At 70.7% G+C, this 26442-nt stretch carries 22 protein-coding genes; 13 read left to right on the top strand and 9 right to left on the bottom strand.

Annotated elements, in window-relative coordinates; genetic code table 11:
* Positions 1 to 113: 113 nt before the first annotated feature.
* Positions 114 to 1109 carry a signal peptidase I gene (gene lepB / locus M9914_13160; GenBank protein ID MCO5175124.1) on the top strand — a complete coding sequence of 332 codons (996 nt, stop codon included), beginning with the start codon at positions 114 to 116 and terminating at the stop codon, positions 1107 to 1109.
* A 69-nt stretch (positions 1110 to 1178) separates the two neighbouring features.
* Here lepB and M9914_13155 read toward each other — a convergent pair whose 3' ends face one another.
* The 6 genes from M9914_13155 to M9914_13130 form a co-directional block, all read right to left on the bottom strand.
* Positions 1179 to 2138, bottom strand: coding sequence for a hypothetical protein (locus tag M9914_13155; GenBank protein ID MCO5175123.1), 960 nt, complete (start codon positions 2136 to 2138; stop codon positions 1179 to 1181).
* The gene (gene uxaC / locus M9914_13150; GenBank protein ID MCO5175122.1) at positions 2125 to 3612 is read right to left on the bottom strand and encodes a glucuronate isomerase; all 1488 of its coding nucleotides are present in this window, start codon (positions 3610 to 3612) and stop codon (positions 2125 to 2127) included. Before uxaC ends, M9914_13155 begins: the two co-directional genes overlap by 14 nt.
* Positions 3609 to 5285 carry a tagaturonate epimerase family protein gene (locus M9914_13145; GenBank protein MCO5175121.1) on the bottom strand — a complete coding sequence of 559 codons (1677 nt, stop codon included), beginning with the start codon at positions 5283 to 5285 and terminating at the stop codon, positions 3609 to 3611. The genes uxaC and M9914_13145 overlap by 4 nt, the downstream gene beginning before the upstream one ends.
* A gap of 64 nt (positions 5286 to 5349) precedes the next feature.
* Positions 5350 to 6387 carry a LacI family transcriptional regulator gene (locus tag M9914_13140; GenBank protein ID MCO5175120.1) on the bottom strand — a complete coding sequence of 346 codons (1038 nt, stop codon included), beginning with the start codon at positions 6385 to 6387 and terminating at the stop codon, positions 5350 to 5352.
* 7 nt (positions 6388 to 6394) lie between these two features.
* Positions 6395 to 7249 carry an SDR family oxidoreductase gene (locus tag M9914_13135; GenBank protein ID MCO5175119.1) on the bottom strand — a complete coding sequence of 285 codons (855 nt, stop codon included), beginning with the start codon at positions 7247 to 7249 and terminating at the stop codon, positions 6395 to 6397.
* A gap of 38 nt (positions 7250 to 7287) precedes the next feature.
* Positions 7288 to 8070 carry a 6-phosphogluconolactonase gene (locus tag M9914_13130; protein ID MCO5175118.1) on the bottom strand — a complete coding sequence of 261 codons (783 nt, stop codon included), beginning with the start codon at positions 8068 to 8070 and terminating at the stop codon, positions 7288 to 7290.
* 403 nt (positions 8071 to 8473) lie between these two features.
* On the opposite strand from M9914_13130, the gene M9914_13125 reads away from it, so the two are divergent.
* Positions 8474 to 8977: a DinB family protein gene (locus M9914_13125; protein MCO5175117.1), complete on the top strand. Its 504-nt coding sequence runs from the start codon at positions 8474 to 8476 to the stop codon at positions 8975 to 8977.
* A 75-nt stretch (positions 8978 to 9052) separates the two neighbouring features.
* Positions 9053 to 10201, top strand: coding sequence for a PLP-dependent aminotransferase family protein (locus M9914_13120; protein ID MCO5175116.1), 1149 nt, complete (start codon positions 9053 to 9055; stop codon positions 10199 to 10201).
* A gap of 756 nt (positions 10202 to 10957) precedes the next feature.
* Here M9914_13120 and M9914_13115 read toward each other — a convergent pair.
* A complete protein-coding gene (locus M9914_13115; protein ID MCO5175115.1) occupies positions 10958 to 11353 on the bottom strand; it encodes a type II toxin-antitoxin system VapC family toxin in 396 nt (131 codons plus the stop codon).
* Complete coding sequence (locus M9914_13110) at positions 11353 to 11583, bottom strand: ribbon-helix-helix domain-containing protein (protein ID MCO5175114.1); 231 nt, start codon at positions 11581 to 11583, stop codon at positions 11353 to 11355. The genes M9914_13115 and M9914_13110 overlap by 1 nt, the downstream gene beginning before the upstream one ends.
* Before the next feature lie 149 nt (positions 11584 to 11732).
* Between M9914_13110 and M9914_13105 the strand changes: the two genes are divergently transcribed.
* Positions 11733 to 12941 (top strand): formylglycine-generating enzyme family protein, encoded by a 1209-nt coding sequence (locus M9914_13105; GenBank protein MCO5175113.1) that lies wholly within the window; start codon positions 11733 to 11735, stop codon positions 12939 to 12941.
* A 4-nt stretch (positions 12942 to 12945) separates the two neighbouring features.
* Here M9914_13105 and M9914_13100 read toward each other — a convergent pair whose 3' ends face one another.
* Positions 12946 to 15303, bottom strand: coding sequence for a hypothetical protein (locus M9914_13100; protein ID MCO5175112.1), 2358 nt, complete (start codon positions 15301 to 15303; stop codon positions 12946 to 12948).
* Positions 15304 to 16008: 705 nt separating this feature from the next.
* Here M9914_13100 and M9914_13095 point away from each other — a divergent pair.
* The 9 genes from M9914_13095 to M9914_13055 all read left to right on the top strand — a co-directional run.
* Entirely contained in the window at positions 16009 to 17316 is a 1308-nt protein-coding gene (locus M9914_13095; GenBank protein ID MCO5175111.1) for an AGE family epimerase/isomerase, read from the top strand.
* A gap of 345 nt (positions 17317 to 17661) precedes the next feature.
* Positions 17662 to 19605, top strand: a complete 1944-nt coding sequence (locus M9914_13090) for an ABC transporter substrate-binding protein (protein ID MCO5175110.1) — start codon at positions 17662 to 17664, stop codon at positions 19603 to 19605.
* A 197-nt stretch (positions 19606 to 19802) separates the two neighbouring features.
* A complete protein-coding gene (locus M9914_13085) occupies positions 19803 to 20792 on the top strand; it encodes an ABC transporter permease (protein MCO5175109.1) in 990 nt (329 codons plus the stop codon).
* The gene (locus M9914_13080; protein ID MCO5175108.1) at positions 20789 to 21919 is read left to right on the top strand and encodes an ABC transporter permease; all 1131 of its coding nucleotides are present in this window, start codon (positions 20789 to 20791) and stop codon (positions 21917 to 21919) included. The genes M9914_13085 and M9914_13080 overlap by 4 nt, the downstream gene beginning before the upstream one ends.
* Entirely contained in the window at positions 21894 to 22952 is a 1059-nt protein-coding gene (locus tag M9914_13075) for an ABC transporter ATP-binding protein (protein ID MCO5175107.1), read from the top strand. Before M9914_13080 ends, M9914_13075 begins: the two co-directional genes overlap by 26 nt.
* A gap of 148 nt (positions 22953 to 23100) precedes the next feature.
* Entirely contained in the window at positions 23101 to 24135 is a 1035-nt protein-coding gene (locus M9914_13070) for an ATP-binding cassette domain-containing protein (protein ID MCO5175106.1), read from the top strand.
* 146 nt (positions 24136 to 24281) lie between these two features.
* Entirely contained in the window at positions 24282 to 25742 is a 1461-nt protein-coding gene (locus tag M9914_13065; GenBank protein ID MCO5175105.1) for a sulfatase-like hydrolase/transferase, read from the top strand.
* A 37-nt stretch (positions 25743 to 25779) separates the two neighbouring features.
* Complete coding sequence (locus M9914_13060; GenBank protein MCO5175104.1) at positions 25780 to 26208, top strand: cupin domain-containing protein; 429 nt, start codon at positions 25780 to 25782, stop codon at positions 26206 to 26208.
* 34 nt (positions 26209 to 26242) lie between these two features.
* The coding region (locus M9914_13055; protein MCO5175103.1) for a hypothetical protein at positions 26243 to 26442 on the top strand (200 nt) is incomplete at its 3' end.

Here is a 26442-nt window from a genome sequence, read left to right as displayed (position 1 = left end):
GCGGTGGTGGCCGGGTGCCCTATGCGCCCGTCCGACTCGCGCGGCCCGGGTGAACAGCGTGCTGAGTCACGATTCTCAGGTAGCGCCGGGCGTTCACGGTAGGCTATGCCGTCATGACCAGAAGCAGCGATAACAAATCCGATACGCCGCGAGCGATGGCGCGAGCGCGGTTGCGCCCGGGCGCCGCAAGCGGCCGGACCGGCTCCGGCAGCGGTGGCAAACCGGCGGCCACGCTCACGTTCAAGCAGCGCTTCTGGCGCGAGGTGCGCGGCTACGCGGAGGCGCTCGTCATCGCCTTCCTCGTCGTCACGTTCCTGTTCACGACCGTCGGCGTCGTGGGCACGTCGATGGAGCCGAACCTCGACGGCGGCAACGGCCGCGGCAACGTCTTGCAGGCGCTGCTCACCGGCGACCGCGTCTTCATCCCCAAGTTCGACACGTGGTTGCGCCGCGCCGGCCTCCTTGGCCACTACGAGCGCGGTGCCGTAGTCGTGCTGCGCGAGCCGGCCACGGCCCCGACCGCGCTGGAGTCCGGCAAGCGCAACTTCTTCATCAAGCGCATAGTCGGTGTGCCGGGCGACCGTATCCGCATCGAGCGGGGTCAGGTGTACGTCAACGACGTGGCCATCGACCAGGGCTTCATCACCGACTCCGGCACCATCCGCGTCGCGCCCGTCGATTTCCCGTCCGTGATCGTTCGCGACGGCGCCGTGAGCGCCCTGGTCATGGGCTTCGAGACGACGCCCAAGGGCAACGCCGTCCCCATGCTCCCGATGGGCGGCTTCGCGCCCGCGAGCGTGAGCGTCGACGACCCTCGCGTGCAGCTCTTCTACGGCAACGTCCTGAAGAACGTCGAGGTGCCGGCCGGGACGGCCGAGGGCACCCCGGTGGTCCTGAACATGGTCGTGCCGGCGGGCCACTACTTCGTGATGGGCGACAACCGCTCCGCCGGCGGCAGCGAGGACTCCCGCTACTTCGGTCCGGTCGAGGCCATGGCCATCGCCGGGCGGGCCACGGCCGTTATCTGGCCGCCCAGGCGCGACGGGGAGTGGAACTTCCGCGGGCTGAGCGCGCCGGAGGCGTTCAAGGCGGCGGATAGCGCGGAGTAGGCACGCCGCGGATCGAGCCAGGGCCATGATGTCGGTAGCGGACGGCTGGGCCACGTCGCTCGCTCGTCTTCACTTGGCTGTTTCGTCCAGCGGGAACCCCGTCCGCCAACCCAACGCGTTCCACTCGCGCGCCAGACGCTCCAGGCGGTCCTTGACGCGCGCCTCCACCAGGTACTGCTCGTGGGTGAAAGCCCGCGCTCCCGGCACTGGACGCACCCCCGGTGCAGAGTGCGCCATAGGTCCGGCGCGCACGGTAGCCGCGCCGGTGCGCACGGAGCTGGGCTTTGTGGGGAGAGGCTCTCGCCCGACCAGCGCCGCGCGCCGCCCCGCCACCGCTACGATCTCGCCCACGTCCTGCTCGAAACGCTCGAGGCGCAGGTCCGTCGAAAAGAGCCTCAGGCCGGTCGTCGGGTCGCCCAGGCTGCCTTCTGCCCGCACTCGGCGCCGCGTCTCGTCGTCCAGGTGGTAGACCTCGGCGCGGTCGTCGTCCGCCGTCAGCAGGCCGAGGAGCCCGTGCGGGCTGGCCGCCATGGCCCGCACGGCCGCCAGCGACCCCGTGTAGTAGTGCAGGCGCGGCGCCCGGTCGAGGGCCGCGGAGGTCGCGAAGCGCACGATGGCGTCCGTCACCTCGTCGTGGTGCGCCCGTGCGACCTCCGCCGGCGTCGCCCCGGCCGAGTAGCGCGTTCCGGCGTTCAGGGCGTGGAAGCCGAACCGCAGCCAGGGTGCGGCGGCGAACTCGTCGGCGAAGCGCCCGTCGGCGTGCGCCAGGCGCCAGCCGGCGGCAGACGAGCCCAAGGATCCGCGCCCCGGTCCTTCCGTCGACCGTCCCTCGGTCCCACGTTCCGGCCTGTCCTCCGCGAAGCAGTAGAGGCTGACGCACAGTCCGTGCCGCTCGTGCAGGTCGCGCAGGTAGGCGAACGTGGGCTGCGCGAACGGGCTGGCATAGGTGCCCGTGAAGGCGTCCCGCAGGCAGCCGAAGACGTCGTCGACGCTGAAGTGTAGGTACGGCGTCACGTCAGCCGTTGGCACCCAGGCGGTAGGTCTCCTTCGTGAGGTCGTACGCGAGGGCGCGCGCGAGGGCGGGGGCCTGGTCCTCGTCGATGAGGCCTCGCACCACGCGGCCGGCCAGCCAGTCGCACGTCACGCGCCGCCACACGTCGTGGCGCGCGGGGATGGAGGGGTAGGCGCGCGTGTCGTCGACGAAACCCGCGAGGTTATAGATGCCGGCCGTCTCGCTCACGGCGTCGAGGTAGCGCTCCATGCCGAGCACGGAGTCGAAGAACCACCACGGCGCGCCGAGGCGCAGGGCGGGGTAGAAGCCGGCCAGAGGCGCGAGCTCACGCGAGTAGGTCGTCTCGTCGAGCGTGTACAGCACGAGCCTGAAACGCTCATGCGCGCCGAGCTCGTTCAGGAGGGGCGCGAGCTGCCGCGTCCAGCCGCCGGCGATGGGCATGTCGGCGCCCTTGTCGCGCCCGAAGCGCTCGAACGTGGGGCGGTGGTGGTCGCGCAGGGAGCCGACGTGGAGCTGCATGACGAGACCGTCCTCGGCGCTCATGCGGGCCATGACCATGAGCATGTTCGCCGCGAACGCCCGGCGCTCGGCCTCGGTGGCCGCGCCGGCCAGCACGCGGTCGAAGACCGCCTCGGCCTCGGGTAGGGGCGCCGCGTCGGCCGTGAGGGCCGCGTGGTCCGTCGCCGTCGCGCCCGCGGCCTTGAAGGCGGCGCGGCGCTGCTCGAGCGCGGCGAGGTAGGCGGCGTAGCCGTCGACGGCTACGCCGCTGCGCTCCTCCAGCAGCCGCAAGTTGGCGAGGAAGTCCTCACGCGTCGGGTCGATTACGGCGTCCGGCCGGAAGGTCGGGACGACGTTCATGCCCTCCCGCTGGAGCTCGGAGTGCTCGTCGAGCGAGTCGGTGGCGGCGTCCGTCGTCGCGAGGACCTCGATGCCGAAGCGCGCGAAGAGGGCGCGCGGCCTGTACCCCGGCTCGGCCAGTCGGGCGGCGAGGTGGTCGTAGGTCCTGTCGGCGTTCGCGGCCGACGGTCGCTCGGTGAGGCCGAAGAGGTCGACGAGCTCGTGCTTCAGCCACAGCCCCGACGGCGTGCCGGCGAAGAGGTGAAAGCGGGCGCAGAACTCCCGCCAGATGGCGCGCGGGTCCGTCTCGACGGGGGCGTCGTCCAGGCGCGCCACGCCCAACCGCTCCAGGGGCACGCCCTGGCTGTGCAGCATGCGGAGCAGGTAGTGGTCGGGTACCACGAACGTGCTGGCGGGGTCGCCGAGGGGCGCGTCGTCGAGCAGCAGCGAGGGCGGCACGTGGCCGTGCGGGGAGACGAGCGGCAGCCCCGCGACCTCGGCGTGGAGCGCGCGCGCGAGGGCGCGCCGGCTCGGTTCGGGGGAGAAGCAGCGGTCCGGGTCGAGCGACCAGGCCGCACCGGTCGCTCTGCGCGCCGGGTCGCCCTGGGGTCTGCGGCCGCTGTCGGACCTGCGCTCGCCCTGCGGCCCGCTCACGCGGCACCCCTGGCGCCGGTGGCGAGCGGGGTGGCGAGCGGGGTGACGAGCGGGGTGACGAGCGGGGCGATGTGCCGCTCGAAGTGGCGGCGCAGCGCGGCCCGGTACGCGGCCGGCTCGCGCCGTAGCACCGCGCGGATCTCGGCGCCGTGGGCCTTGAGGGCCGAGCCGAAGGTCACGTGCAGCACCTGTCTGGCGTCGAGCTGCTCGAGGAGCGCGCAGATGGCGGTACCGCCCAAGGCCGCCAGTTCCGGCATCCGCGCGGGGCTGCCGGAGATGTGGTACGAGTGCACGTCCTCCGCGAAACGCTCCAAGGCCAGCTCGGCGACGCGCCTGAGCAGCTCGGGCTCATGCGCGCCCACCACGCGCAGCGCCTCCAGGTAGCTCGTGCCCGCCGTCTTGAGGTGCACGAGGCCGCCCGTGGCGGCTGCCGCGATCGGGTAGACGGCGAACTTGTCGGAGCCGGAGTGGAGGCTCAGCTTGTAGGGGCCGAGTTGGGCCGCGATGGCCGCATGGCCCCGTAGACAGCGCGCCAGCTCGCCCAGGTCGCCGATGTACTCGACGCCCTTCTCGAACTCCCCGACGAACCGCGGGGCGAGGGACACCCAGCGCACGCCGAGGCGGCGCAGCTCCGTAGCGAAGTAGACGTGCTCTGCGAACGACGTGGGGGTGGGCGTCTCGTCGACGGATACCTCGAGCTCCGTCGGGTAGCCGGCCCGCGCGACGAGGTGCCTGGCCAGCCTCGCGACGTGGGCGACGGCCCTGCCGTACTTGACGGCGGCCCGCTCGAGGGCGCCGGGGGCGAAGGTCACGACGTCCGCAGCCGCGTGGGCGCCTGCCATACCGGAAGCCGCGCCGGAGCCGGCTGCGGCCGAAGCGCCCGCAGGCGCGGCACCGAGGTCGACGCGCGCGCCGCCGAGCCGCGCCCGCAGGTCGCCCGGCGTCGTCTCCAGCGCCTGCCACGGCAGGGCGTCGAACGCCTCCTGCAGCTTGGCCCCTTCCAGCGTGTCCGCGGCCGGGTTCACATGCTCGCCGGGGTCGATCGTGAAGAAGGAGTAGCCGGCTGCGAGGCAGAGGTCGATGTCGGCCTCCGTCTTGAGGTGGTCGGCGTCGGCGCCGACCGCGTGCTGCCAGCCGGCGGTGAACGCGCCCCAGGTCGCGTCGTCGACGACCTCGCGCGGGGTGCGGCCCGTGCGGGCGTTCTCGCGCATGGACTGCTGGCCGAAGATGGCCGCCACCTTGCCGGCGGCGCCGCAGGCGTTCAGGGCGTCGACGTGGCCGGGCGTGGCGAGGCCGAGCCGGTCGCCGAAGCCGGCGCTCGTCGCGAGGCCGAGCGGCCGCGGCGCGAGGTTCGGCAGGAGCGCACGGAGCGCGGCGTCCGTCGCGGGAGCGCGGTTGGCGCGGAAGACGGTCCAGCCGCCGCTCGCATGGGTCTCCGGCCCGAGCGCTTCGATGACGGCGGCGTTCGCGCCGAGCGCGTGGTTCGCCAGGGTGGCCACGACGAGGCGGCCGCCGCCCGCCCCGGGTTCGGCCCAGAAGAACAGGCCGTCCACGCCGCGGGCGCTGCCAGGCGCCGCCTGGCGCCCGTGCTCCGCGGCCACGCGCGCGGCCGCCGCCCGGTCGGCCGGCATGTCTGGCGTCGTGCCAGGCGCGGGACTGGTGCTCTCGCTCATCGTTCTCTCCAATGCGTGCTGCTCTGCGTTCTCCTGGATGCCTGCTTCTCTTCTCTTCTGGGGCTCACGGCGCACTCTCCCTAACGATCAGCTCCGGCGCGAACGTCTTGTCCGCCGGCTTCCTGCCCCGCTGCAGAGCGAAGATCATCTCCACCGCGAGGCGGCCAAGGCCGTACTTCTCGATGCGCAGCGTCGTCAGCGACGGCGCGACGGCGCTGGCCATGCGGATGTCGTCGCACCCCACGACGGCGACGTCCTCGGGCACGCGCAGCCCGGCGGCGTTAAGCGCGCGCACTGCGCCGAGCGCGGCCAGGTCGTTGTAGGCGACGATGCCGTCGAACGGCGCGCCCCCCTTGGCCTGCGCCCAGCGCGTTGCGGCCTCGTAGCCGGCCTCCTCGTTCGGCTCGCAGTGCGTGAGGAGGGCCTCGTTGACGCCCACGCCCGCCTCGCGCATGGCGGCCAGGAACCCCTCGCGCCGGTACTTGGCGCTGGCCGAGCGGTCGGGGCCGCCGAGGAGCGCCAGGCGGGTGCGGCCGCGCCCGAGCAGGTGCCCGACGGCGAGGTGCGCGCCGAGGAGGTCGTCGACCATCAGGCTCACGGCAGGCGCGCCGTGGACCTTGCGGTTGACGAGCACGGCGGCGGGGTGGGCCGCCAGCAGGTCGGTCAGCTCGTGATCCGGGAGGCGGGGGCTGCAGACGATCACCCCGTCCACCCTGTGACCGGCGAGGTTGCGCAGGGCGGCGCGTTCGCGAGCCTGGTCCTCGACGGCGTTGGCGAGGGCCACCGTGTAGCCGGCCGCCCAGGCGGCGTCCTCCGCCCCGCGGACGATCTCGGGGAAGAAGGGGTTCGTGATGTCCGGGACGACGATGCCTATGGTGCGCGTGCGGCCCTGGGTGAGTGAGCGCGCGAGCTGGTTCGGCTGGTACCCGAGCTCGTCGATCGCCTTGCGGACGCGCTGGCGCGTCGCCTCGCTGACCCTGCCCGTGCCGTTCACGACGCGCGATACGGTCATGGTCGACACGCCGGCGGCAGCCGCGACGTCGGCGTTCGTGACGGTCCTCGGCCTGGAGCCCTCGCCGCGTCGTCCGGACCGGTCGGTCACCTTCCGGTCACACCCCGCTGGTGACGGCGAAGCCGCCGTCCACGGGCACCACGACGCCCGTTACGAAGCGACTGGCGTCAGAGCACAGCCATACGAGTGTGCCTACCAGCTCCTCGGGCTCGCCGAAGCGCCCGAGCGGCGTGTGATCGATGATGGTGCGCCCCCGCGCCGTCAGCGAGCCGTCCTCCTCCAGCAGGAGCCGGCGGTTCTGGTTGCCGATGAAGAACCCGGGGGCCATGGCGTTGACGCGCAGGCCACCGCCGTACTGGCGGCCGAACTCCATGGCGAGCCAGCGCGTGAGGTTGTCGATGGCGGCCTTGGCGGCCGAGTAGCCGACGACGCGCGTGATGGCGCGGAGCGCCGCCATGGAGGAGATGTTGACGATGCTGCCGTGGCCGCCCTTGGCGAGCTCGGCCCCGAACACTTGGATGGGCAGGACGGTGCCCATGTAGTTCAGGTCGATCACCTCGCGCATGGGTTCTTCGCCGAGCTCCAGGAAGCTCGCGCCCGGCAGCAGAGTGGCGCCGGGCATGTTGCCGCCCGCCGCGTTCACGAGGACGTCCAGGCGCCCGAAGCGCTTCATGATCGCCTCGCGCGCGCGCTCGAGCGAGGGGCGGTCGAGGACGTCGGCCGGCGTCGCCAGCGCCTCGTACCCTTCGGAGGCGAGGCCGGCGGCGAGTTCCTCCGCGCGCTCGGCGTTCCTGCCCAGCACGGCTATCTTCGCCCCGTGCGCGGCCAGGCCGCGCGCCATCTCGCCCCCAAGGACGCCTGTGGCGCCCGTGACGAGCGCTACGCGGCCCGTTAGGTCGAAGCGGCCGAAGGCGGCCGTGGAGGAGCCGCTCGCCGCGGGTTCGTCGCTCACGGGAGGGCTGCCGGCGGAGGCAGTCGCGGCGCCGCCGCTCATCGCAGCCCCGCCGCGGACGCCGGGTCCAGGTAGAGCCGCGCGTGCCGCACGGTGCGCAGGACGGAGCCGGGGTGGTCCTCGGTGACCGGCCCGTACAGGCAGGCCTGCACGGCCGGGACCTTGCGCGCCTCCGGCACGATGCAGAGGACCTGCTTGGCGGCCAGCAGCGCGGGGATGGTGAGGGTGACGGCGTGGGTCGGCACGGAGGCTAGGGTGGGGAAGTGCCCCTCACCGACCTGTTGCTTGCGGCTCGCCTCGGCCAATTCGATCACTTTCACCCAGTGCGGGTCGTCGAAGAACGCGTAAGGCGGGTCGTTGAACGCGAGGTGCCCGTTCTCGCCCCAGCCGAGCGCCACGAGGTCGGCCGGGTGGGCGCGCAGCAGCGCCTCGTAGGCGCGGCAGTTCTCCTCGGCCATGTCCTGATCGCCGGGAACCGGGTGGAACTCGCCGAGCGGCACGTGGTCCAGGAAGTGCTCGTGCAGGAAGCGTGGGAAGCTCGCCGTGTGACCGGCCGGCAGGCCGAGGTACTCGTCCATGTGGAACGCCCGCACGCGCCGCCAGGCGATGCCGTCCAGCTCGCGCAGCGCGTGGAGGAAGGCGAGCTGCGAGTTGCCCGTCGCGAGGATGACGTTCGCCTCGCCACGTTCGGCGATGGCGGCCGTGAGCGCCTCGCGTGCTGCGAGCGCCGCGGCCAACCCCATGGCCTCGGTGCTGCCGTAGACGGCGACCGGGAGGGAGTCGACCGTTAGTTCGCGTACTGGTACTGGTTCGCCTGGCATGCGGACATCCTTTCGCTCGCCGTCGGCCGTCCCGATGGTCTCTAGGACGGCCCGTGCCCGCGGAACCCGGGTTGGGCGAATGCGTGGGCCGCTATCGCGACCCCTGTTCGACACGCTAGGTTACCGCTAACGCAAGCTGCTCGACTGGTGCCAAGGATAGGGAGGGGTGACTGGGGCTGTCAAGGTGCGGCGCTGGGATGGCGTATGTAGGGAGGAACTGGTGGACGGAAGCGTGCGCGCGGATCGCCAGACGGTGCGGACGCCAGCACGTCGGCCGTCGGAGACAGTGGGTTCGCCCATCCTGCGGTATCTGCGCGCCTGCGCCGCTAGAATCGACGGCGAGCGCGTCGATGAGACCGCGAGGCGCCGCGGCAACCGCGCGCCGAAGGGCGGACGACCGACCATGCCGATACCAACCGAAGTCGAACTGCTCCTGGAGTCCCTCGACCGTAACGCCCGTGTAACGCGCGCCCTGCTCGAAACCCTCACCATGGACGACCTCGAGTACAGCGACGGGGTGGGCGGCTTCAACATCGGCCAGCACCTGGCCGACATCGTGAACTTCAGGCTCAGTTGGCTGAAGCGTGTCTCGCCAGAGCACGCTGCGCGCGTCACTGACGTGACGGGCGAGACGCCGACCTGGCTCACCGTCAAGAGCATCGCCGAACTGCAGGCCGCGTTCGACGAAGGGGACGCCGCCATGCGCAGCGCCGTGCTGGACGCCATGGCCGCGGGTCGGGGGTTCGAGGGGTACTACGAATCGCACCCGGCTCACCTCATCCAGCACTGCATCGTGCACGACTCGCACCACCGCGGGCAGATCGCGGCGCTGCTGCGGCAGGCCGGGCGGCCCGAGGACCAGCGCATGGCACTGGAGGACCTGAGCTGGGCGATCTGGCGCGAGTAGTCCCTGTTGGCGCGTGCGGGCCGGTTGGTGGCGCAAGGACCACGGCGACGCCTCCTCGGTAATATCGTGGGCTGAATGGACCCGGCCGCCGACAGCGCCGCGACGATCACTGCCACCTGGCGACCCGGGGTCATCGACCTCGGCCCAGGGCACCCGTCGACCGACCTGCTACCCCTGGGACTGCTGCGCTCAGCGGCGCAGTGCGCCCTAGCCGCCGACCCCTCCATCCTCCAGTACGGCGCCGAGCAGGGGTCCGAGCGGTTCAGGCGGCATCTCGCGGCGTCGTTGGCGGCCGAGACGGGCGTCGCCACCGACCCGGACGCGCTGTTCGTAACGGGCGGCGCCTCGCAGGCGCTCGACATCCTCTGCACCCTGTACACCCGGCCCGGCCAGACGGTGCTGGTGGCCGAACCGACCTACTTCCTCGCGCTCAGGGTGTTCGCCGACCGGGGCCTCCACGTCGTGCCCGTTCCGTGCGACGAGCACGGCCCGCTGCCGGCGGAGCTCGAGGCGGCGCTCGCGTCGCATCGGCCCGCGCTCTTCTACCTCGTGCCGATCTTCGGCAACCCTACTGGCGTGACGCTGACGCCCGAGCGACGCGCGGCCGTTGTCGAGCTTACTGCCGGCACCGGCACGCTCGTCGTGGCCGACGAGGTCTACCGCTTGCTCCAGTTCGAGGGCCTGCCGATCGCGAGCTTGGCTGGCGCGGGACGCGAGCACGTCGTGTCGCTGAACTCGTTCTCCAAGACGCTCGGCCCCGGCCTGCGGCTGGGTTGGTTCAGCGGTCCCGAAGCAGTCATCGGCCGTGTAGGCGCGAGCGGCTTCCTCAGGAGCGGCGGCGGGCTCAACCCCGTCGTCGCGGCGCTGGTGGGCGAGCTACTCGCCGACGGACGGTTCTCCGACCACGTGCGCGACCTGCGCCGGGCGTACGCCCAGCGCGCGGGCGCACTCGCGGCGGCGCTGCGCGAGCATGTTCCCGAGCTCGCCTTCGACGAGCCTCGGGGCGGTTACTTCATCTGGGCCCGGCTGCCGGGCGTCGGTGCGGAGCGCTTGCGTGGCCCAGCGCGCGAGGCGGGCGCCGACTTCGCGCCCGGAGCGGCGTTCTCGGCCGGTGGGGGGTTCTCGGACCACTTGCGCCTGTCGTTCAGTCGTTACGCTCCGGAGGAGCTGGCGGAAGGCGCACGCCGTCTGGGTATGGGTTTGCGCGCCGCGGTGGCCGGTTGAGGACTGTCCGCGCCGAGACATCCCTCGTTGAGAGAGATCCTTAACGGAGAGAAGTCCTTAGCCGAGAAATCCCGCGCCAAGACATCCAGAGCCTAGACATCGCGCTTAACATGCGAGAGAACCTCATGGCCAAGCGGACCCGCCATCCACCAACGGCAGTCGCCGTCGAGCGCACGCTCGAGAGCACGGGGAACACGGTGCGGCTCCTTGTTGAGTCGCGCCTTGATGGCCTGCAGGACGTCGGGGATGTGTCGACGAACACGGGGAGTGTTTCTTGCGTGATCAGCGAGAGGTTCTGTTGCGCCAGTGCCAGGACCGTTTAGTCATCGAAGTCGAACGATCGTGCGTGAGGAGTACTCGTCGCGATCTCTGCCAACAAGGTCGATTTCCCGACGCTCCGCGGACCCTCGAGTAGCAGCACCGGCGTCTCTGCCATGCGCTCCCGGATGACGGGCTGGAGACGGCGTTCGATCCGATCCACAATGGCAAGATACACTGCGGATTGACGATCAGCCGTAATAGTTTTTGACATTTAGCCGGCTCCGGTTTTGACATCTAGCCGGGCAGGAGGTCGGCAGCTCGACCTGGGTGGACTTGTAACCGTACTTACATGGATGCGTGATTACCTGTAATCGTAATTACACCCTAGTGGTCGCTTCAACCGGATCGTTAGGGCAATGCCCGCGAGGGCTTGGTCGTGCCGCGCCAAACCCAACCATTAGGCGACCCAACCGGTAGGCGAGGCACGCCGGTCCGTCACTCGTACCAGCTGACGACCTTGAGCCCGGGAACCCGCGCGAACTCGCGGGTCTTGCGCGTCACGAGCGTCGCGTTCGCTGCCAGACAGGTGCCGGCGATGAGGGTGTCCCGCGGGCCGATGATCTGTCCGCGCGCCTCGAGCCCCGCGTGCACGCGGGCAGCGGCTTCCGCCTCCTCCCGTCCGAGCGGCAAGATAGTCACGGTTCGCAGGAGCGCGTCGATCCGTGCTCGCCGAGCGTCGGCGTTGGTCAGCCGAAGGGTTCCTACTTCCAGTTCGTACACCACGGTGCTTGGTATGGCGACCTGGGACCGGGGGACGCGTGCGAGATTGACCAGCACCCTACCGCCCTCCTTGAGGAAGTGGATGACGGTGTTCGTGTCTAGCGCGAACATCAGAAGGAGTCGCGCGGGAGGTCTTCGCCCTCGAATGCCCGGATCTCATCCAGGGAAGGGAAGTCCGGCATCGAGCCCGCGAGGCTGAGGACCTCGGGAGGCCACATGTCGTCGAGCCGCTCCTCGACGAGCCGCGCTATCCACTTGCTCTGGGAGATGCCTTCGCCTTCGGCCGCCTCGCGCATGCGCTTCGCGAGGTCGGGTTCGAGGTAGATGGTTATCTGGCTCATCGAGGCTCCTCCAACTCGACGACCAGTATAAGTGGATATATACTTGTGTGCTAACTCTTCTTGTGTCTTATCAGGCCGGGGTCACTTCATGCCCTAGGCTAGGCCTCGGGAGGCCGCGAGTGGAGAGATCAGAGCCTAGTTGTTGTTCGGTGCCTAGCCTCGCGCCCAATGGGGCGCAGGTCAGCGGAGCGGACTCCGGCCTGGCCGCCGCCGCGGCGCAGGCGTCAGCTACCGTGCCACTTGTCGGCGCATCAGCTTCGGCCGCCGCCGCGCTCCCGGCCGGTGCGCGTGTCGGCGCGACAGCGGGCGACTGCGAAGCGCACGACCGCCACGCGCACGACTACCATGCGCACGACCGCGACGCGCACGACCGCCATGCGCACCGCCTCGTCCACATCCCGGCGGGCACGTTCTTCATGGGCTCGAACGGTGAAGGCTTCCCGGCCGACGGCGAGGGGCCCGTTCGCGAGGTGCAGCTTTCCGAATACACCATCGACAAGTACCCCGTCACCAACGCCGACTTCGCGGAGTTCGTGGCCGCGACGGGCTACGTGACCGAGGCCGAGCGCTTCGGCTGGTCCTTCGTCTTCCAGCTCTTTCTGGCCGACCCGAAGGCCTACCGGTCCGTGCCGGCCGCCCCGTGGTGGCGCCAGGTGCATGGCGCGACGTGGAGCCGACCCGATGGTCCCGGCAGCGGGGTGGACGAGCGGGCCGACCATCCCGTGGTCCACGTCTCGTGGAACGACGCCGTCGCCTACTGCGCCTGGGCCGGCGTGCGCTTGCCAACGGAGGCCGAGTGGGAGCGCGCGGCCCGGGGCGGGCTCGAGGGCAGGCGCTACCCGTGGGGCGACACGTTGCGACCCGGCGGCGAGCATCGCTGCAACATCTGGCAGGGCGAGTTCCCCGTGCGGAACTCGGGGGAGGACGGCTGGGTCGGGACGTCGCCGGTCGGCTCCTACGCCCCCAACGGCTACGACCTCCACGACGTCTCGGGCAACGTCTGGGAGTGGTGCTCGGACTGGTTCGGGGCCGACCGGTTCGGCGGCGGTAGCCGCCCGGCCCTCGCCGCCGGCGCCGGCCCGGACGTGAACCTGAGCGCAGGCTCGCGCACTGTCGCCGATCTACACGACAGGGGTCAAGTGGCAGACCCGCAACGCCGTCACGTGGCCACGGACCCCCGGAGCTCACCCCCGATCGCCGACCCGCAAGGCCCGCGCCACGGCCCCGGCCGCGTCGTGAAGGGCGGCTCGTACCTCTGCCACGCCTCCTACTGCAACCGCTACCGGGTGGCGGCCCGCACCTTCAACACGCCGGACAGCACGACGGGCCACATGGGGTTCCGGGTCGCCAGACGTTAGCTGCTCAAGGGCCTCCCGGGATGCCGAGCCCGCCGAGGCCGTACAGCACGGCTGATAGGACCATCAAGAGCCCCGTGCCGTGTCCGACGGCCGTGGCCGAACCGAGCAGGACGCCCGTGCCCGTTGCGAAGCCGAACCCGCACAGCAACAGGGCGCTGATCGAATCGGCGCTCACCGCGCCCACCATGCAGAAGGCCAGGCCGATAACGTTGACCAGCATCCCGTACTCGACCGCTGCGTCGCCGCGCCCGCTCTCGCTGACGCCGAGGACCGCGCCGGTGGCCGGGTCGACGCGCCACCAGGTGGCGGGCCGGCCGGAGGGCTCGAGCGTGGCGGGCGCTACGGCAGCGAAGCCGGCGCGCAGGTCGGCGGCCAGGCTCGCGCGGGCGTCGGCGGACCAGGTGGGCAGCACAGCGTCGACCTCCGAGAGCGAGGCGAGCACCAGCCACGAGCCGGCGGCGGGGGAGGCCGCCATGCGCTCAGCCGCGTTGCCGTAGGGGAGGCAGTACTCGGCGGTCGCGTCGTCCTCACAGAGCTGCCGCACGATGAGGGCCTCGGCGTTCGTGTCGGCCACGCCCTGCGCCATGCGCTCGGCGCGCGCCGTGGCCGCGTCCGAGTAGGATGCCAGGTCGGCCCTCACGAAGTCGAGGGCCTGATGCCGGGCCAGCCCGTGCTCGCCGTCCTCCAGCCACGTGTGGCGCAGGAACACGTTCGCCTCGGCCTGGTAGAGGGAGGTTGGCTGTGCCTTCTGCCGTTCCATGACGAGCGCGAGCAGGGCGCTCGGCGCGACGGCTTCCGGCTGCGCCTTGGCCTGCTCGCCCACACCGTCCGCGAACGCCCTCAGCCCGCTCTCGCCTGCCAGCAGCGCCCGCGCCGCCAGGTCCGCCGCGAACGCGCGGCTCACGCCGCCCGCGGTCACGAGCGCCTCCGTCTCGCCCATTGCCTTCAGGCGCCAGGCTAGGCGCGCGGCGTCGTTCTCATCCAGCCGGAGGTCGCCGGCCGCGCGCTTGGCGGGGCCGAGGGCATCGAAGAGGTGGCGCGCTAGCACGACGTCGTCCGCGCCGGGTCGCTGCGACCGGAACTCGAGCCGCAGCGCGCTGACGGCGTCCTCGGCGGGCCCGGCGCCGAAGAGCGTGTCCATGGCGCCGAAGAGGGTGTCGCTGATCGCCGTGCCGAGCGACGAGGGGGAGTACGGGCTCGTCTCGCACGCCGGTGAGAACTCGAGGTCGGTGAGTGTCACATCGCCGACATTGATGGTCGGGTACCAGTGCTGCTCGCTCATGAGCTTCTCGATCAGGGCGTCGGGGTCGGCGGCGATTTCCTCGGTCAGGCCGCCCGGGAGCACCGTGAATGACACGCGCTGGCCGAGCAGCCGCGAGGGGAGGAGCGGCTCGGTGGCCACGAGCGTCGTCTCACTCAACGCACCGTCGACCACGCATTCGAGCACGACGGCGAGGCTCACGCGGTGGGTCAGCTCGGCGGGTAGCTCCGCCAGGCCGAAGGCGTCGAGCGTCTCGTCGGCGGTCGTCAACGTGCTGCCCGGCTCGCCGCCGGTCAGGCTCGGATCGAGGTCGACCCAGGCGCCGGACTCGTCCTGGTACTGGAGCCACCAGTGGTCGGCGAGGGCGTCCAGCAGGGCTCGTTCGTGAGCGTCGGTCGCGCCTGTCGGCCCGCCAGCGCCGCCGGGCCCGGAAGCGCCGGCCGGCGCTAGAGCCCCGAGCATGCCGCTCAGCAAGGCCGTCTGGGCCGACGTGCGCTCGGCCATGGCCGCCTCCAGGGCGGCTGCGCGTTCAGTCGTGAGTCGCCCGGCCTCCGTGACGAGGGCCGCGTCCACGCCGAAGCGTTCGGCGAGCTCCGCGGGTGTCGTCGGTTCGCCGAGGTCGGTGAGCGCCGCGCGTTCCCAGGTGCGCTGCCAGTCGCGCCCGCGCACGCCGGCCAGCAGCCCGGCCGCCGTCTCTTCGCTCAACGTGCCGCGCACGAGGCGTGTGTCGTACCCGAGCGCGTCGAGCAGGTCCTGCAGAAGCAGGGTGCGGTCGAGGCTGTTCCCTTCGCGGTCGAGTAGCACGCCGCTCGCGCCGCGCAGCGCCCCGAGGTAGGGGACGAGCCTGGTCTCGTCCCTGACCCAGGCGAAGGCGCCCTCGGCGGTGAAGTCGGTCTGGTCGAGGGCGGAGAACGTGTCGAACGTGTCGCGCGGCAGCTCCTGCCTGGCGGTCATCAGGGCCGCCAGCAGGCGCCCCGTCTCGTCTCCTGAGATGCTTGGTCTCCCGGCGGCCAGCGCCACCGAGCTGGGTAAACCGATGGGACCGCCGAGCAGTCCGACGCTCAGGCAAGCGGCCAAAGAGCGGGTCAGAAGTATGCGCACTCTCCACCTCGTCACGCCGCCGCGGGTTTCGTGCCCGCGCGCCTGACGATGGAGATGGGCTGGCTCGGGGGCGTGCGCCTTCGGGTCGGCGCGCTCAACCTAGCAGACGTCGCGCGCGGCGCGCTGCGAGGTTCGCCCATCCGGGAAGGATGGTACGAGGACACGCGAGTCGATGGACCATGCGCGGAGGCGGCTCCTGCACGGATGTGCTGGGCTGGGTGGGGCAGAAGAGATTCCACGAGTCCTGTTGTATGTCAAGAAAATGTGACATCGGAGATGGCAAGCCATGCAGCCAACGGATCGGAAGAACATCCACGTGCCGCTGCCCAGCGCGCTGCACCAAGGGTTGAGAGAGCAGGCGGAGCGGCTGGGATTGCCCGCCACGACGCTTGCCAGGACGGCGATAGGGCGGATTGCGGGAGGACTCGGTCGCCCTATGCCATCAACTCACTTCCTTGGATCGCTCGAAGCTGGCGGGCTGGTTGGGGAGCCTCTCGGACGAAGCGCTGGGCGCGGTCGAAAGAGGTCTGGCGATAACGCTGGACCTTCCCGGGGCGGCCCTCGGCGCCTAGGGCAAGAACCGGGTACGCTCGCGGCAGCGGACCAAAGGTGCCCGGCGCTGAGGCGCACCCTGTCGAGCCGCCACCCGGACGGCCGGAACCGCGTCGGCCACGACACCGTGCCGCAACCCCAAGGAGCCACCCGATGAGCCAGTCGACCGCCAATCTCCCCCCGTCCTCCACCTTCGAGCTGGCCGAGCTCGGCGCCTTCTACCGCCGTCACTTGGAGGAGGACGTGCTGCCGTTCTGGCTGGGCGAGCCGAGCGACCGCGTGCACGGCGGCGTGTTCACCTGCATCGACAACTACACGGGCAAGCGCGTCAGCGACGACAAGTTCGTTTGGTCGCAGGGGCGGTTCGCGTGGCTGATGGCGCACGCGGCGCGCCTCGTGCGAGCCGGGCTCCTGACGGGCGACGCGGACGACCTAGCCGCGCGCGCCGTCGAGACGGTCGAGTTCCTGCGCGCCAACGCCTTCCTCGAGGACGGCTCGGCGGCCTACCTGCTCACGGCCGACGGCCGCAAGAAGGAGTTCATCCCCGGCAAGGGCCACGACATCAGCTACTTCGCCGACTGCTTCATAGCGCTGGCCTTGAGCGAGACGGCGCGCGCCACGGGGAAGTGGCGCTACCTCGACGAGGCCGTGGCCGCGTACGAGCGCGTGGTGGCGCGCCTCGCGGCCGGCACCGCCCGCAGCGAGCCCTACCCGCTGCCGGCCGGCTGCCGCGCGCACGCCGAGCCGATGATCCTCCTCAACGTGGCGCAGGAGCTGGAGCTCGCGCTGAGGCAGCGCGGCGACGCGCGCGCCGATGACATGGCCGCTCGTGCGCTCGCGCACATGGACGCGATCCTCGACACCTTCGTCCGCCCGGACGGTCTCGTGCAGGAAGTGCGGTGCGCCCAGGGCGGGGAAGGCCTGTTGACCACCCACGTGACCCCGGGCCACGCCATCGAGTCCATGTGGTTCGTGATGGAGGAGGCCGCGAGGCACGGGCGGACGGCCGCGGTGGAGAACGCCGCCCGCGTGCTGAGGCGCTCCTTCGAGGCCGGCTGGGACCCCGAGCACGGCGGCATCTTCCGCTACGTCGGTGGCGACGGCCTGCCACCGACGGGCGCACCGAACGGCCCCTTCGAGGAGCTGATCCTCGGCACGTGGGACACGAAGATCTGGTGGCCGCACTCCGAGACGCTGTACGGCGCGCTCCTCGGCCACGTCCTGACCGGCGACGCCGAGCTCCGCGCCGTCCACGACCGCACGTTCGACTACGTCTTCAAGACGTTCCCGCACCCCGACCCGGCGGTAGGGGAGTGGGCCCAGATCCGCGATCGCAAGGGGGCGCCGCTCGACAAGGTCGTCGGCCTGCCCGTCAAGGACCCTTACCACCTGAACCGCAACCTGATGGTCCTCGTCGAACTCTTGCAGGGTGGGGTCGAGGCGCGCACTTCGGCCGCCTGAGCCGCGAACCCGCTCGGGTCGCGGTGTGTCCGGCCGGGCCGCAGGCACCGCCGAGGAGGATCGCGCCGAGGACAAGTTGCGCCGAGCCGCAACGTGTTCACGCGGCTTCGCTCCGCGGCGCCGAGAGGTCCGCCTCAAGCCTTGACCACCCCCCCGACGCGTGCTAGCCTCCTACCACTAGCAATTCGCGTTATCGCTAACGCAACCGGCGAAGGTGACGAAATGGCACGGCGCCGGGCCAAAGAGGGCGATCTCCTGTGCAGAACCCCTCGGAACGAGGGTGTCCCTCCGCAAACGGAGGGAGCGCTTCGGATGGCGCGCAGCTAGAGACCGGAAGGAGTTCAAATGACCAACAGCTTCACGTCGAGCACTCGGAGGCGCGCGGGGTGGAGGCGGCCGCTGCTTCTCGTCCTGGCCGCCCTCATCTGGGGGATCGCGTCGGCCCAGACGTACCACGAGGCCCCCGCCTTGGCGGAACTCGTGGCCGCAGGGCAGCTCCCGCCCGTCGAAGAGCGCCTGCCCAAGAACCCGCTCGTCGTCAACGTCGTCGACGAGATCGGCACGTACGGCGGGGTCCTGCGCCGCGCCTTCACCGGCCCGGCCGACTCCAACAACTATGTGCGCGTCGTCTACGACAGCCTCGTCCGCTTCAGCACCGACGGCTCCGAGATCGTCCCGCACATCGTCGAGTCGTGGGAAGCCTCGGACGACTTCCATAGCTGGACCCTCCACCTGCGCGACGGCGCCCACTGGTCGGACGGCGCGCCGTTCAACGCCAGCGCCCTCACGTTCTGGTACACGCGCGTCATCCTCAACAAGGACCTGACCCCGAGCGTGCCCGCCTGGTTCGCCAACCGCGACGGCACGGCCGCCAAGCTCGAGGCCGTCGACGACTACACGGTCCGCATCACGTTCGACTTCCCGAACACGCTGTTCCTCACGGAGCTCACGTTCCGCGACGGCGGCGACAGGACCCTGGCCGCGTTCCTCCCAGGCCACTACCTGCAGCAGTTCCACCCCGACTTCCAGACCGCCGAAGAGCTCGATGCCAAGGTCAAGGCCGCCGGCCTCTCGACCTGGACCGACCTGTTCATGACGAAGGCCATGCCGACCGAGAACCCCGAGCGTCCGACCATGGCCGCCTGGGTGCCCTACAACTCGACGGTCTCCGATCAGGTCTTCACGCTGCGCCGCAACCCGTACTACATCGGCGTCGACCCGGCCGGTAACCAGCTCCCGTACATCGACGAAGTGCAGTTCCGCTACTTCGCCGACGTGCAGGCCCTGAACTTCGCGGCCGTCGCGGGCGAGCTCGACTTCCAGGCCCGCCACATCCAGATGCCCAACTACCCCGTGCTGGTCGAGAACTCCGACCGCTCCAACTACCGCGTCATGCTGTGGCCGAGCTTCGGTGGCGCAGACGCCGCCGTCTGGTTCAACCAGGAGTACGAGATCGATCCGGAACTCGGAAGCATCCTCGCCAACCACGACTTCCGCGTGGCCCTCTCGTACGCCACCAACCGCGACGAGATCCGCGAATCCGCGTTCCTCGGCCTCGGCGACATCCGTCAGAACGTCCCGGCGCCGTGGCATCCGTACTACCCGGGCGACGAGTACGCCCAGAAGTACACGGAGTACAACCCTGACCTCGCCAACCAGATGCTAGATGCCATCGGCCTCACGAAGGACGCCAACGGCAACCGCCTCATGCCGAGCGGCAAGCCGCTGCGCGTGGAGCTCTCCGTCGTGCCGGCGTTCGGCCCGTGGCCGGACGTGGCGCAGCTCGTGGCCGCCGACTGGGCCGCGGTAGGCGTTCCGACCGACGTGCAGGTGCGCGAGCGCAACGCCCACTTCACCATGCGCGACGCCAACGAGCTCCAGGTCGAGATCTGGAACGAGGACACCACGGCGTTCCCCTTCACGGGCAACCCCAAGATCGACCCGCGTAGCAACCCGGCGACCATCTTCGCCGTCGAGTCGCGCCGCTGGTACGAGTCCGGCGGCACCGCCGGCAGGGAGCCCGCTCCGGGCATCGCCCGCATCGTCGACATCATCGAAGAGGCCAAGACCGTCGGTGTCGAGCAGCAGATCGAGCTGGCGAAGGAGCTCTTCCGCCACGCCGTCGACGAGCTGTACGGCTTCGGCCTCGTCGGCCTCACGCCGATGGTCCAGGGCGTCGTCGTCGTCAACGACGACCTCATGAACGTCCCGGCCGTCGTCGCGAACGACTGGCCGCTCCGCACTCCGGGCGACTCCCGCCCCGAGCAGTTCTTCTACAAGACGAACTGACCCGCTCACCCCGGTTGGGCGCCCCTTACGAGGGGTGCCCAACCGGCCCGGCGTTGGGCACCCCGCCCGCCTTTGGGGCATGATGGTCAGTGAACAGGACCGACCGGGGGTGCTACGACGAAGGCTCCGTCGACCAGAGCCACGCCGAGCGAGGCACTGCCGAAGTAACGAGCACGAACCGCTTAGGAGAGCGTCTCTTGCATTGGTTCATCATCAAGCGACTACTGCTGCTCCCGTTCCTGCTCCTGATCTTCTCGATCGTCTCTTTCGCGCTCATCCAGGCCCCGCCCGGCGATTTCCTCACGAGCTACGTCGCCGAGCTGGCGGCCGGCGGCACGTCCATCGACCAGGCCGAGATAGAGGCGCTCCGCACGCGCTACGGCCTCGATCAACCCATATACGTCCAGTACGGCAGGTGGGTGGGCAACCTGCTGCGCGGCGACCTCGGTGTCTCCCTCGAATGGCGGAGGCCGAACAGCGAGCTCATCGGTGAGCGCCTGGTGCTCACCCTCATCCTCACCACGTTCTCGCTCCTGTTCACCTGGGCAGTGGCCATCCCCATAGGTATCTTCTCTGCGACACGCCAGTATTCTCTGCTCGACTACGTGTTCACGATCCTCAACTACATCGGGTTGGCCACGCCCAACTTCATGCTCGCCCTCGTGTTGATGTGGGTGGCGTTCGACAAGTTCGGGGTCACGGTCACCGGCCTCTTCTCACCCCAGTACCTCGACGCCGCCTGGTCGTGGGCGCGCGTCGGCGACCTGCTCAGCCACATCTGGTTGCCGATGATCGTCCTCGGCGTGGCGGGCACGGCCCAGATCGCCCGCGTCGTGCGCGCCAACCTGCTCGACGAGCTCAGCAAGCCGTACACGGAGATGGCGCGCGCCAAGGGCCTGCCCGAGTGGCGCCTCGTCATCAAGTACCCCACGCGCGTCGCGATCGCGCCGGTCGTCAGCACCCTCGGCTGGTACTTCCCGCAGCTCCTGTCGGGCGGCCTCGTGGTCTCCGTCGTGATGAGCCTGCCGACCATCGGCCCGCTGCTCCTGCGCGCGCTCGTCGGCCAGGACATGTACCTCGCCGGCACCATCATCCTCATCTTCTGCATGCTCGCCGTCCTCGGCGCGCTCGTCTCAGACATCCTCCTCGTGGTCCTCGACCCGCGCATCAAGCTGGAGAGCGCATGAGCGACGTCGCGCTGCCCGTCGCCGACCGGGCCAAGGAGCCCTCGGTCTACGTCACCCCGGCCTGGAAGCTCACGTGGCTGCGCTTCACGAAGCACAAGCTCGGCGTCGTGTGCCTCTGGATCGTCGTGCTCATCACGCTGATGGCCCTCATGCCCGAGTTCTTCAGCGCGGCCGACCCCAACGTGACGAGCGCGCGGCTCGCCTATATCCCGCCGCAGCCCGTGCGGATCATCCGCGACGGCCACCTCGTCAGGCCGTTCGTCTACGGCGTGGAGGGGCAGCGCAACCAGCGCACGCTGAAGATGGAGTGGGTGCAGGACACCGACGTCGTCCTGCCCTTGCGCCTGTTCCCGCGCGGCTACGCCTACAAGCTGTTCGGCGTAATCCCGGCGGACAGGCACCTCTTCGGCTTCGGCACGGCCGAGCAACCGGTGACGGCCAACATCCTCGGCACGGACCGACTGGGCCGCGACCAGTGGTCGCGCCTCATGTACGGCACGCGCATCTCCCTCTCCATCGGCCTCGTCGCCGTGCTCATCAGCACGATCCTCGGCATCGTGCTCGGCGGGATCTCCGGCTACTTCGGCGGCTGGGTCGACAACCTCATCCAGCGCCTCATCGACCTGCTCCAAGCCATCCCGGCCATCCCGGTGTGGTTGGCGCTCTCCGCCGCGTTGCCAAGGACGTGGCCCGTCACGTGGGTCTACTTCGCCATCACGGTCATCCTCGCCCTGCTCGGCTGGACGCGCCTGGCGCGCGAGGTGCGCGGTCGGTTCCTCAGCCTGCGCGAGGAGGACTTCGTCACGGCCGCCCGGCTCGTCGGCGCCAGCCAGGGCCGCATCATCTTCTCGCACATGGTGCCGTCGTTCGCTAGCCACATCATCGCCGCCGTCACCCTGGCAGTGCCGCTGATGATCCTGAACGAGACGTTCCTGAGCTTCCTCGGCCTCGGCATGCGCCCGCCCGCCATCAGCTGGGGCGTCATGCTGCAGGAGGCGCAGAACCTCCAATCGGTCGTCAACGCCCCGTGGCTGCTCATCCCCGGCGTGTTCGTGATCATCACCGTCCTCGCCCTCAACATCCTAGGAGACGGCTTACGCGATGCCGCAGACCCCTACAGCCACTGAGGCCACGTCCCCGCTCCTCTCCGTCCGCGGCCTGAAGACGTACTTCGAGCTCGACGAGGGCACGGTGCGCGCCGTCGACGGCGTCAGCTTCGACGTCATGCCCGGCGAGGTCCTCGGCATCGTGGGGGAGAGCGGCTGCGGCAAGAGCATCACCATGAAGTCGATCCTGAGGCTCGTCGCCAAGCCCGGCCGCATCGTTGGCGGCGAGATCCTCTACCGCCCCGACCCGGCAGGCCGCGCGGGCGGCGGCGGCGCGGAGATCGACCTGACCAAGCTCCGCAAGGACGGGCGCCGCATGCGCAACATCCGCGGGGGAGAGATCGCCCTCATCCCGCAGGAGCCGATGGCGTCGTTCAGCCCGCTGCACACCATCGGCGAGCAGATCGTCGAGGCCATCCGGCTGCACCAGGACGTCTCGAAGAAGGAAGCGCGCGCCATGGCCATCGAGAGGTTGCGCGAGGTCGGCGTGCCGAGCCCCGAGCAGCGCGTCGACGCCTACTCCTGGCAGCTCTCCGGCGGGCTGCGGCAGCGCGCCATCATCGCCATGGCCCTGTCCTGCCACCCGAAGCTGCTCGTGGCGGACGAGCCGACGACGGCCATCGACGTCACCACCCAGGCGCAGGTACTGGCGCTCCTCCGCGAGCTGCAGGCCGAGCACGGCTCCTCCATCATCTTCATCACCCACGACCTCGGCGTGATAGCGCAGGTCGCCGACCGCGTCGTCGTCATGTACCTGGGGCGCGTCATGGAGCGCGGCCCCGTCGACGACATCTTCCACGCCCCCAAGCACCCGTACACGAAGGCGCTCCTGCGCTCCGTGCCGAACATGGATACGGAGCCGCGCGTGGCCCTGCCGACCGTCGAGGGCTCCATCCCGCACCCGCTGCACAAGCCGACCGGCTGTCCGTTCCACCCGCGCTGCCCGGACGCCATGCCGGGCGTGTGCGACGTCAAGGTGCCCGCGCTGCGGCCCACGGACTCCGAGCAGCCCGTCGCCTGTTTCCTCTATCACCGGGAGGTCGAGGGTGAGTGAGGCGGATGCCGTGAACACGACGCCGGACTCGGCCGCGGCGGAGCGCTCGCCGTCGGACGCTGGAACGCCCGCGGCAACGGGCGAGCGGACGCGCCCCGCCGCCGCCGAGCGGACCCGCGCCGGCGCGCACGCGCTCCCCCCGGAGCGCCTGCTCGAGGTGCGCCACCTCAAGAAGCACTTCCCCATCAAGGGCGGGTTCTTCGGCAGCACCGTCGGCGCCGTGAAGGCCGTGGACGACGTGAACCTCCACGTCGACACTGGCGAGATCCTCAGCCTCGTCGGTGAGAGCGGCTGCGGCAAGACGACCACGTCGCGCTGCGTGTTGCGGGCCGTCAACCCCACGTCGGGCGAGATCCTCTTCCGGATCGGCGACGACGAGGTCATCGACGTCGCCAAGCTGAGCGACCGCGAGCTGCGCCCCCTGTGGCGCAACATGCAGATGATCTTCCAGGACCCGTTCGGGTCGCTCAACCCGCGCAAGAACCTCTTCGACATCATCGGCGAGCCCCTGCTCGTCAACGGCGTGAAGGGCCGCCAGGAACGCATGGACCGGGTGGCCGAGCTGCTCGGCCTCGTGGGCTTGAGGCCCGAGTACATGCACCGCTACCCGCACGCGTTCAGCGGCGGGCAGCGCCAGCGCGTCGTGATCGCCCGTGCACTCGCGCTCAACCCCAAGCTCGTCGTGGCCGACGAAGCCGTCTCCGCCCTCGACGTCTCCGTGCAGGCGCAGATCCTCAACCTCCTCCTGGAGTTGCAGGAGCGGCTCGGGCTCTCGTACCTGTTCGTGGCGCACGACCTCAGCATCGTCAAGCACATCAGCCACCGCGTGGCCGTCATGTACGTCGGCAAGATCGTCGAGACGGCGCCTACGGACCCCCTGTTCCACGCGCCGCTCCACCCGTACACGTCGGCCCTCATGGCGGCCGTGCCGCAGGCCGACCCGCGCCGGCGCAGCGAGATGATCCGGCTCGAGGGCGAGGTAGCCAACCCCGCCAAGCCCCCGAGCGGCTGCTACTTCCACCCGCGCTGCCCGTTCGCGACGGCGCAGTGCAAGGCCGAGACGCCGCTGCTGCGCGAGGTGCGGCCCGGGCACTTCGTCGCGTGCCACCGCGCGGAGGAGCTCGACCTGCCGGGCGTGGAGCGGGGCACCCCGAGCCTCGGCACCTCGCGGGCCGAGGGTTGACGACGACCGGCCACGAGGACGCGTCGCCCGGCGCACGCAGCGCGGCGCCGTCGAGCGGAGTTCTGCGGCCCACGGACGGGCAGCCGTCCGGCGGGCTAGAGCGACCACAGGACGAGCGCGGCCGCCCGCCGAACGTGGTCGTCATCATGGCCGACCAGTTGAAGGCCACGGCGAGCCGCCTCTACTCGCCCGTGGGCACCGCCACGCCGGCGCTCGCACGGCTGGCGGCCGAGGGCGTGCTGTACGAGAACGCCGTCACGCCCCATCCGCTGTGCGTGCCTGCGCGCGTGTCGCTCTGGACCGGCCAGTACCCGCACACGCACGGCTCGCGCGACAACCAGACGCCCATGCCCGCCGGGGCCGCCCACGCGTTCAAGGTGTGGCGCGAGGCCGGCTTCGCCACCGCGCTGATAGGCAAGGACCACTGCTTCGAGGCGCCGGAGGACCAGGCGCTCTTCGACGTATGGTGCGAGATCGGCCATGAGGGCCTACCCCTAGGGCGGCCCGCGCGTGGCATGCCGTGGTTCCGCCCCGAGGAGGGCGTGACCGCCGCGCACGCGGTGCGGCGCGCCATGCCGCGCCAAGCGCCCGCCGTGTCCTACGCCGTCACCGACTACCCTCACGATGACTACTCGACGGGTCTCGTCGCCGGCCAGGCCGCCCGCTACCTCGCCGGGCGCGCCGGCACCCCTGACGAGCCCTTCGCCCTGTGGGTGTCGTTCCCCGACCCGCACACGCCCTACGAGGTGCCGCGCGCCTACTTCGAGGCGGCCGCGGCGGAGGGGGCCGAGCTGCCGCCCGCCGAGCCGCCGGACATGCCCGGCGCGCCGGAGCGCACACGCGTCCTGCGCCGGCTCCTCGACGTGTCCGGTGTGCCCAGGGTCGACCAGGAGCGGCTGCTCCTCACGTACCGGGCCATGACGCGCTTCGTGGATGACGGGGTCGGCACCGTCCTGGACGCGCTCGAGCGGACCGGCCTGCGCGAGCGCACCATCGTCGTGTTCCTCTCCGACCACGGCGACTTCGCGCTCGAGCACGGCATGGCGCGCAAGGGCGGCGCGTTCTACGACTGCCTGACGCGCGTGCCGCTCGTGGTGTCGTGGCGCGGCACCTGCCCGGCCGGCGTGGTCGACGGCTCCATGGCGAACCTCGTAGACGTCGTGCCGACGCTCCTGACGCTGCAAGGCTTGCCCGTGCCGCCGGGCATGCAGGGCGCGCCCCTGCCCACCCTCACCGACGCCGCGCCACGCGCCGCCGCCTTCTCCGAGTACGGCGCCGGTGGGCCGGCCTTCACCCTCGCGGACCTCGAGGCGGTGGGGAGGACCGTCGGCACTACCCACGGCCTGGAGGCCGTGCGCGCGAGCCTCGAGCGGCGCGAGGCGGAGGGAGCGCGGCGCATGGTCCGCACCGCGCGGTGGAAGTACGTCACCGACCCGTTGGGCGATCTGGACGAGCTCTACGACCTCGTCGCCGACCCGCTGGAGCACCGCAACCTGGCGGGCGGCCTCGCTCGCGACCCAGCGGATGACCTCGGCCCCGGTCTCAGCGTGGGACCCGTGATCGACGAGCTGCGATCACTCCTCGCAGGTTGGGAAACGGCTCCATGACGCCCGCGTTCAGCTGGCGCAGGAAGGACGGCAAGCCATGAACTACGTCTTCAAGACCTCCAACCCCAAGCGCTATCGCTTCCCGACCCACACCAACCTCCTGGTGATGGACCGGGCCGAGGCGACCACGAGCGAGAGCTTCATCAGCGTGATGGAGCCGGGTGAGGCGCCGCCGCTCCACAAACACGACGACACGGAGCAGGTCTTCTACGTCCTGGAGGGCGAGGGCCGCCTCGAGATCGGGCCGGAGGCGCGCTTCGTGGCCGACCTGGTGCCGGGCGACCTGGTGCGCATCCCGCCGAGCACGCTCCACCGCGTGCATTGCACCTCTAGCGTGCCGCTCGCCTACCTCGTCGTCGACTGCTTCCCCGGCGGCCGGCCCACCGTCGAGCCGACGTGGGACTCGCACGTCGCGACGGTGTGCCACGAGAACGGCTGGGACATGGCCGAAGTAGTGGAGGGCTGAGCCGCCTGACCCACGAGGCAGACGCTCCACGCGCGTGAGCATCGCAGAGGCAGCCTCACCCATCACCCCGAAGACCGTCGTCGGCACGTGGTTGCCGCTGGCGCTGAGCTGGATCATCATGACGTCCGAGCTCGTCATAGCTGCCGCGTTCGTGGCGCGCATGGCGAGCCCGGAGCTCAACCTGGCGGCCTGGGGGATCGTGTTCGCGATCTCGGTGACCATCCAGGCGACCGC

The organism is Trueperaceae bacterium (assembly GCA_023954415.1).
Classification (GTDB): Bacteria; Deinococcota; Deinococci; order Deinococcales; family Trueperaceae; genus JAAYYF01.
This window is presented reverse-complemented; position numbering and strand designations above follow the sequence as displayed.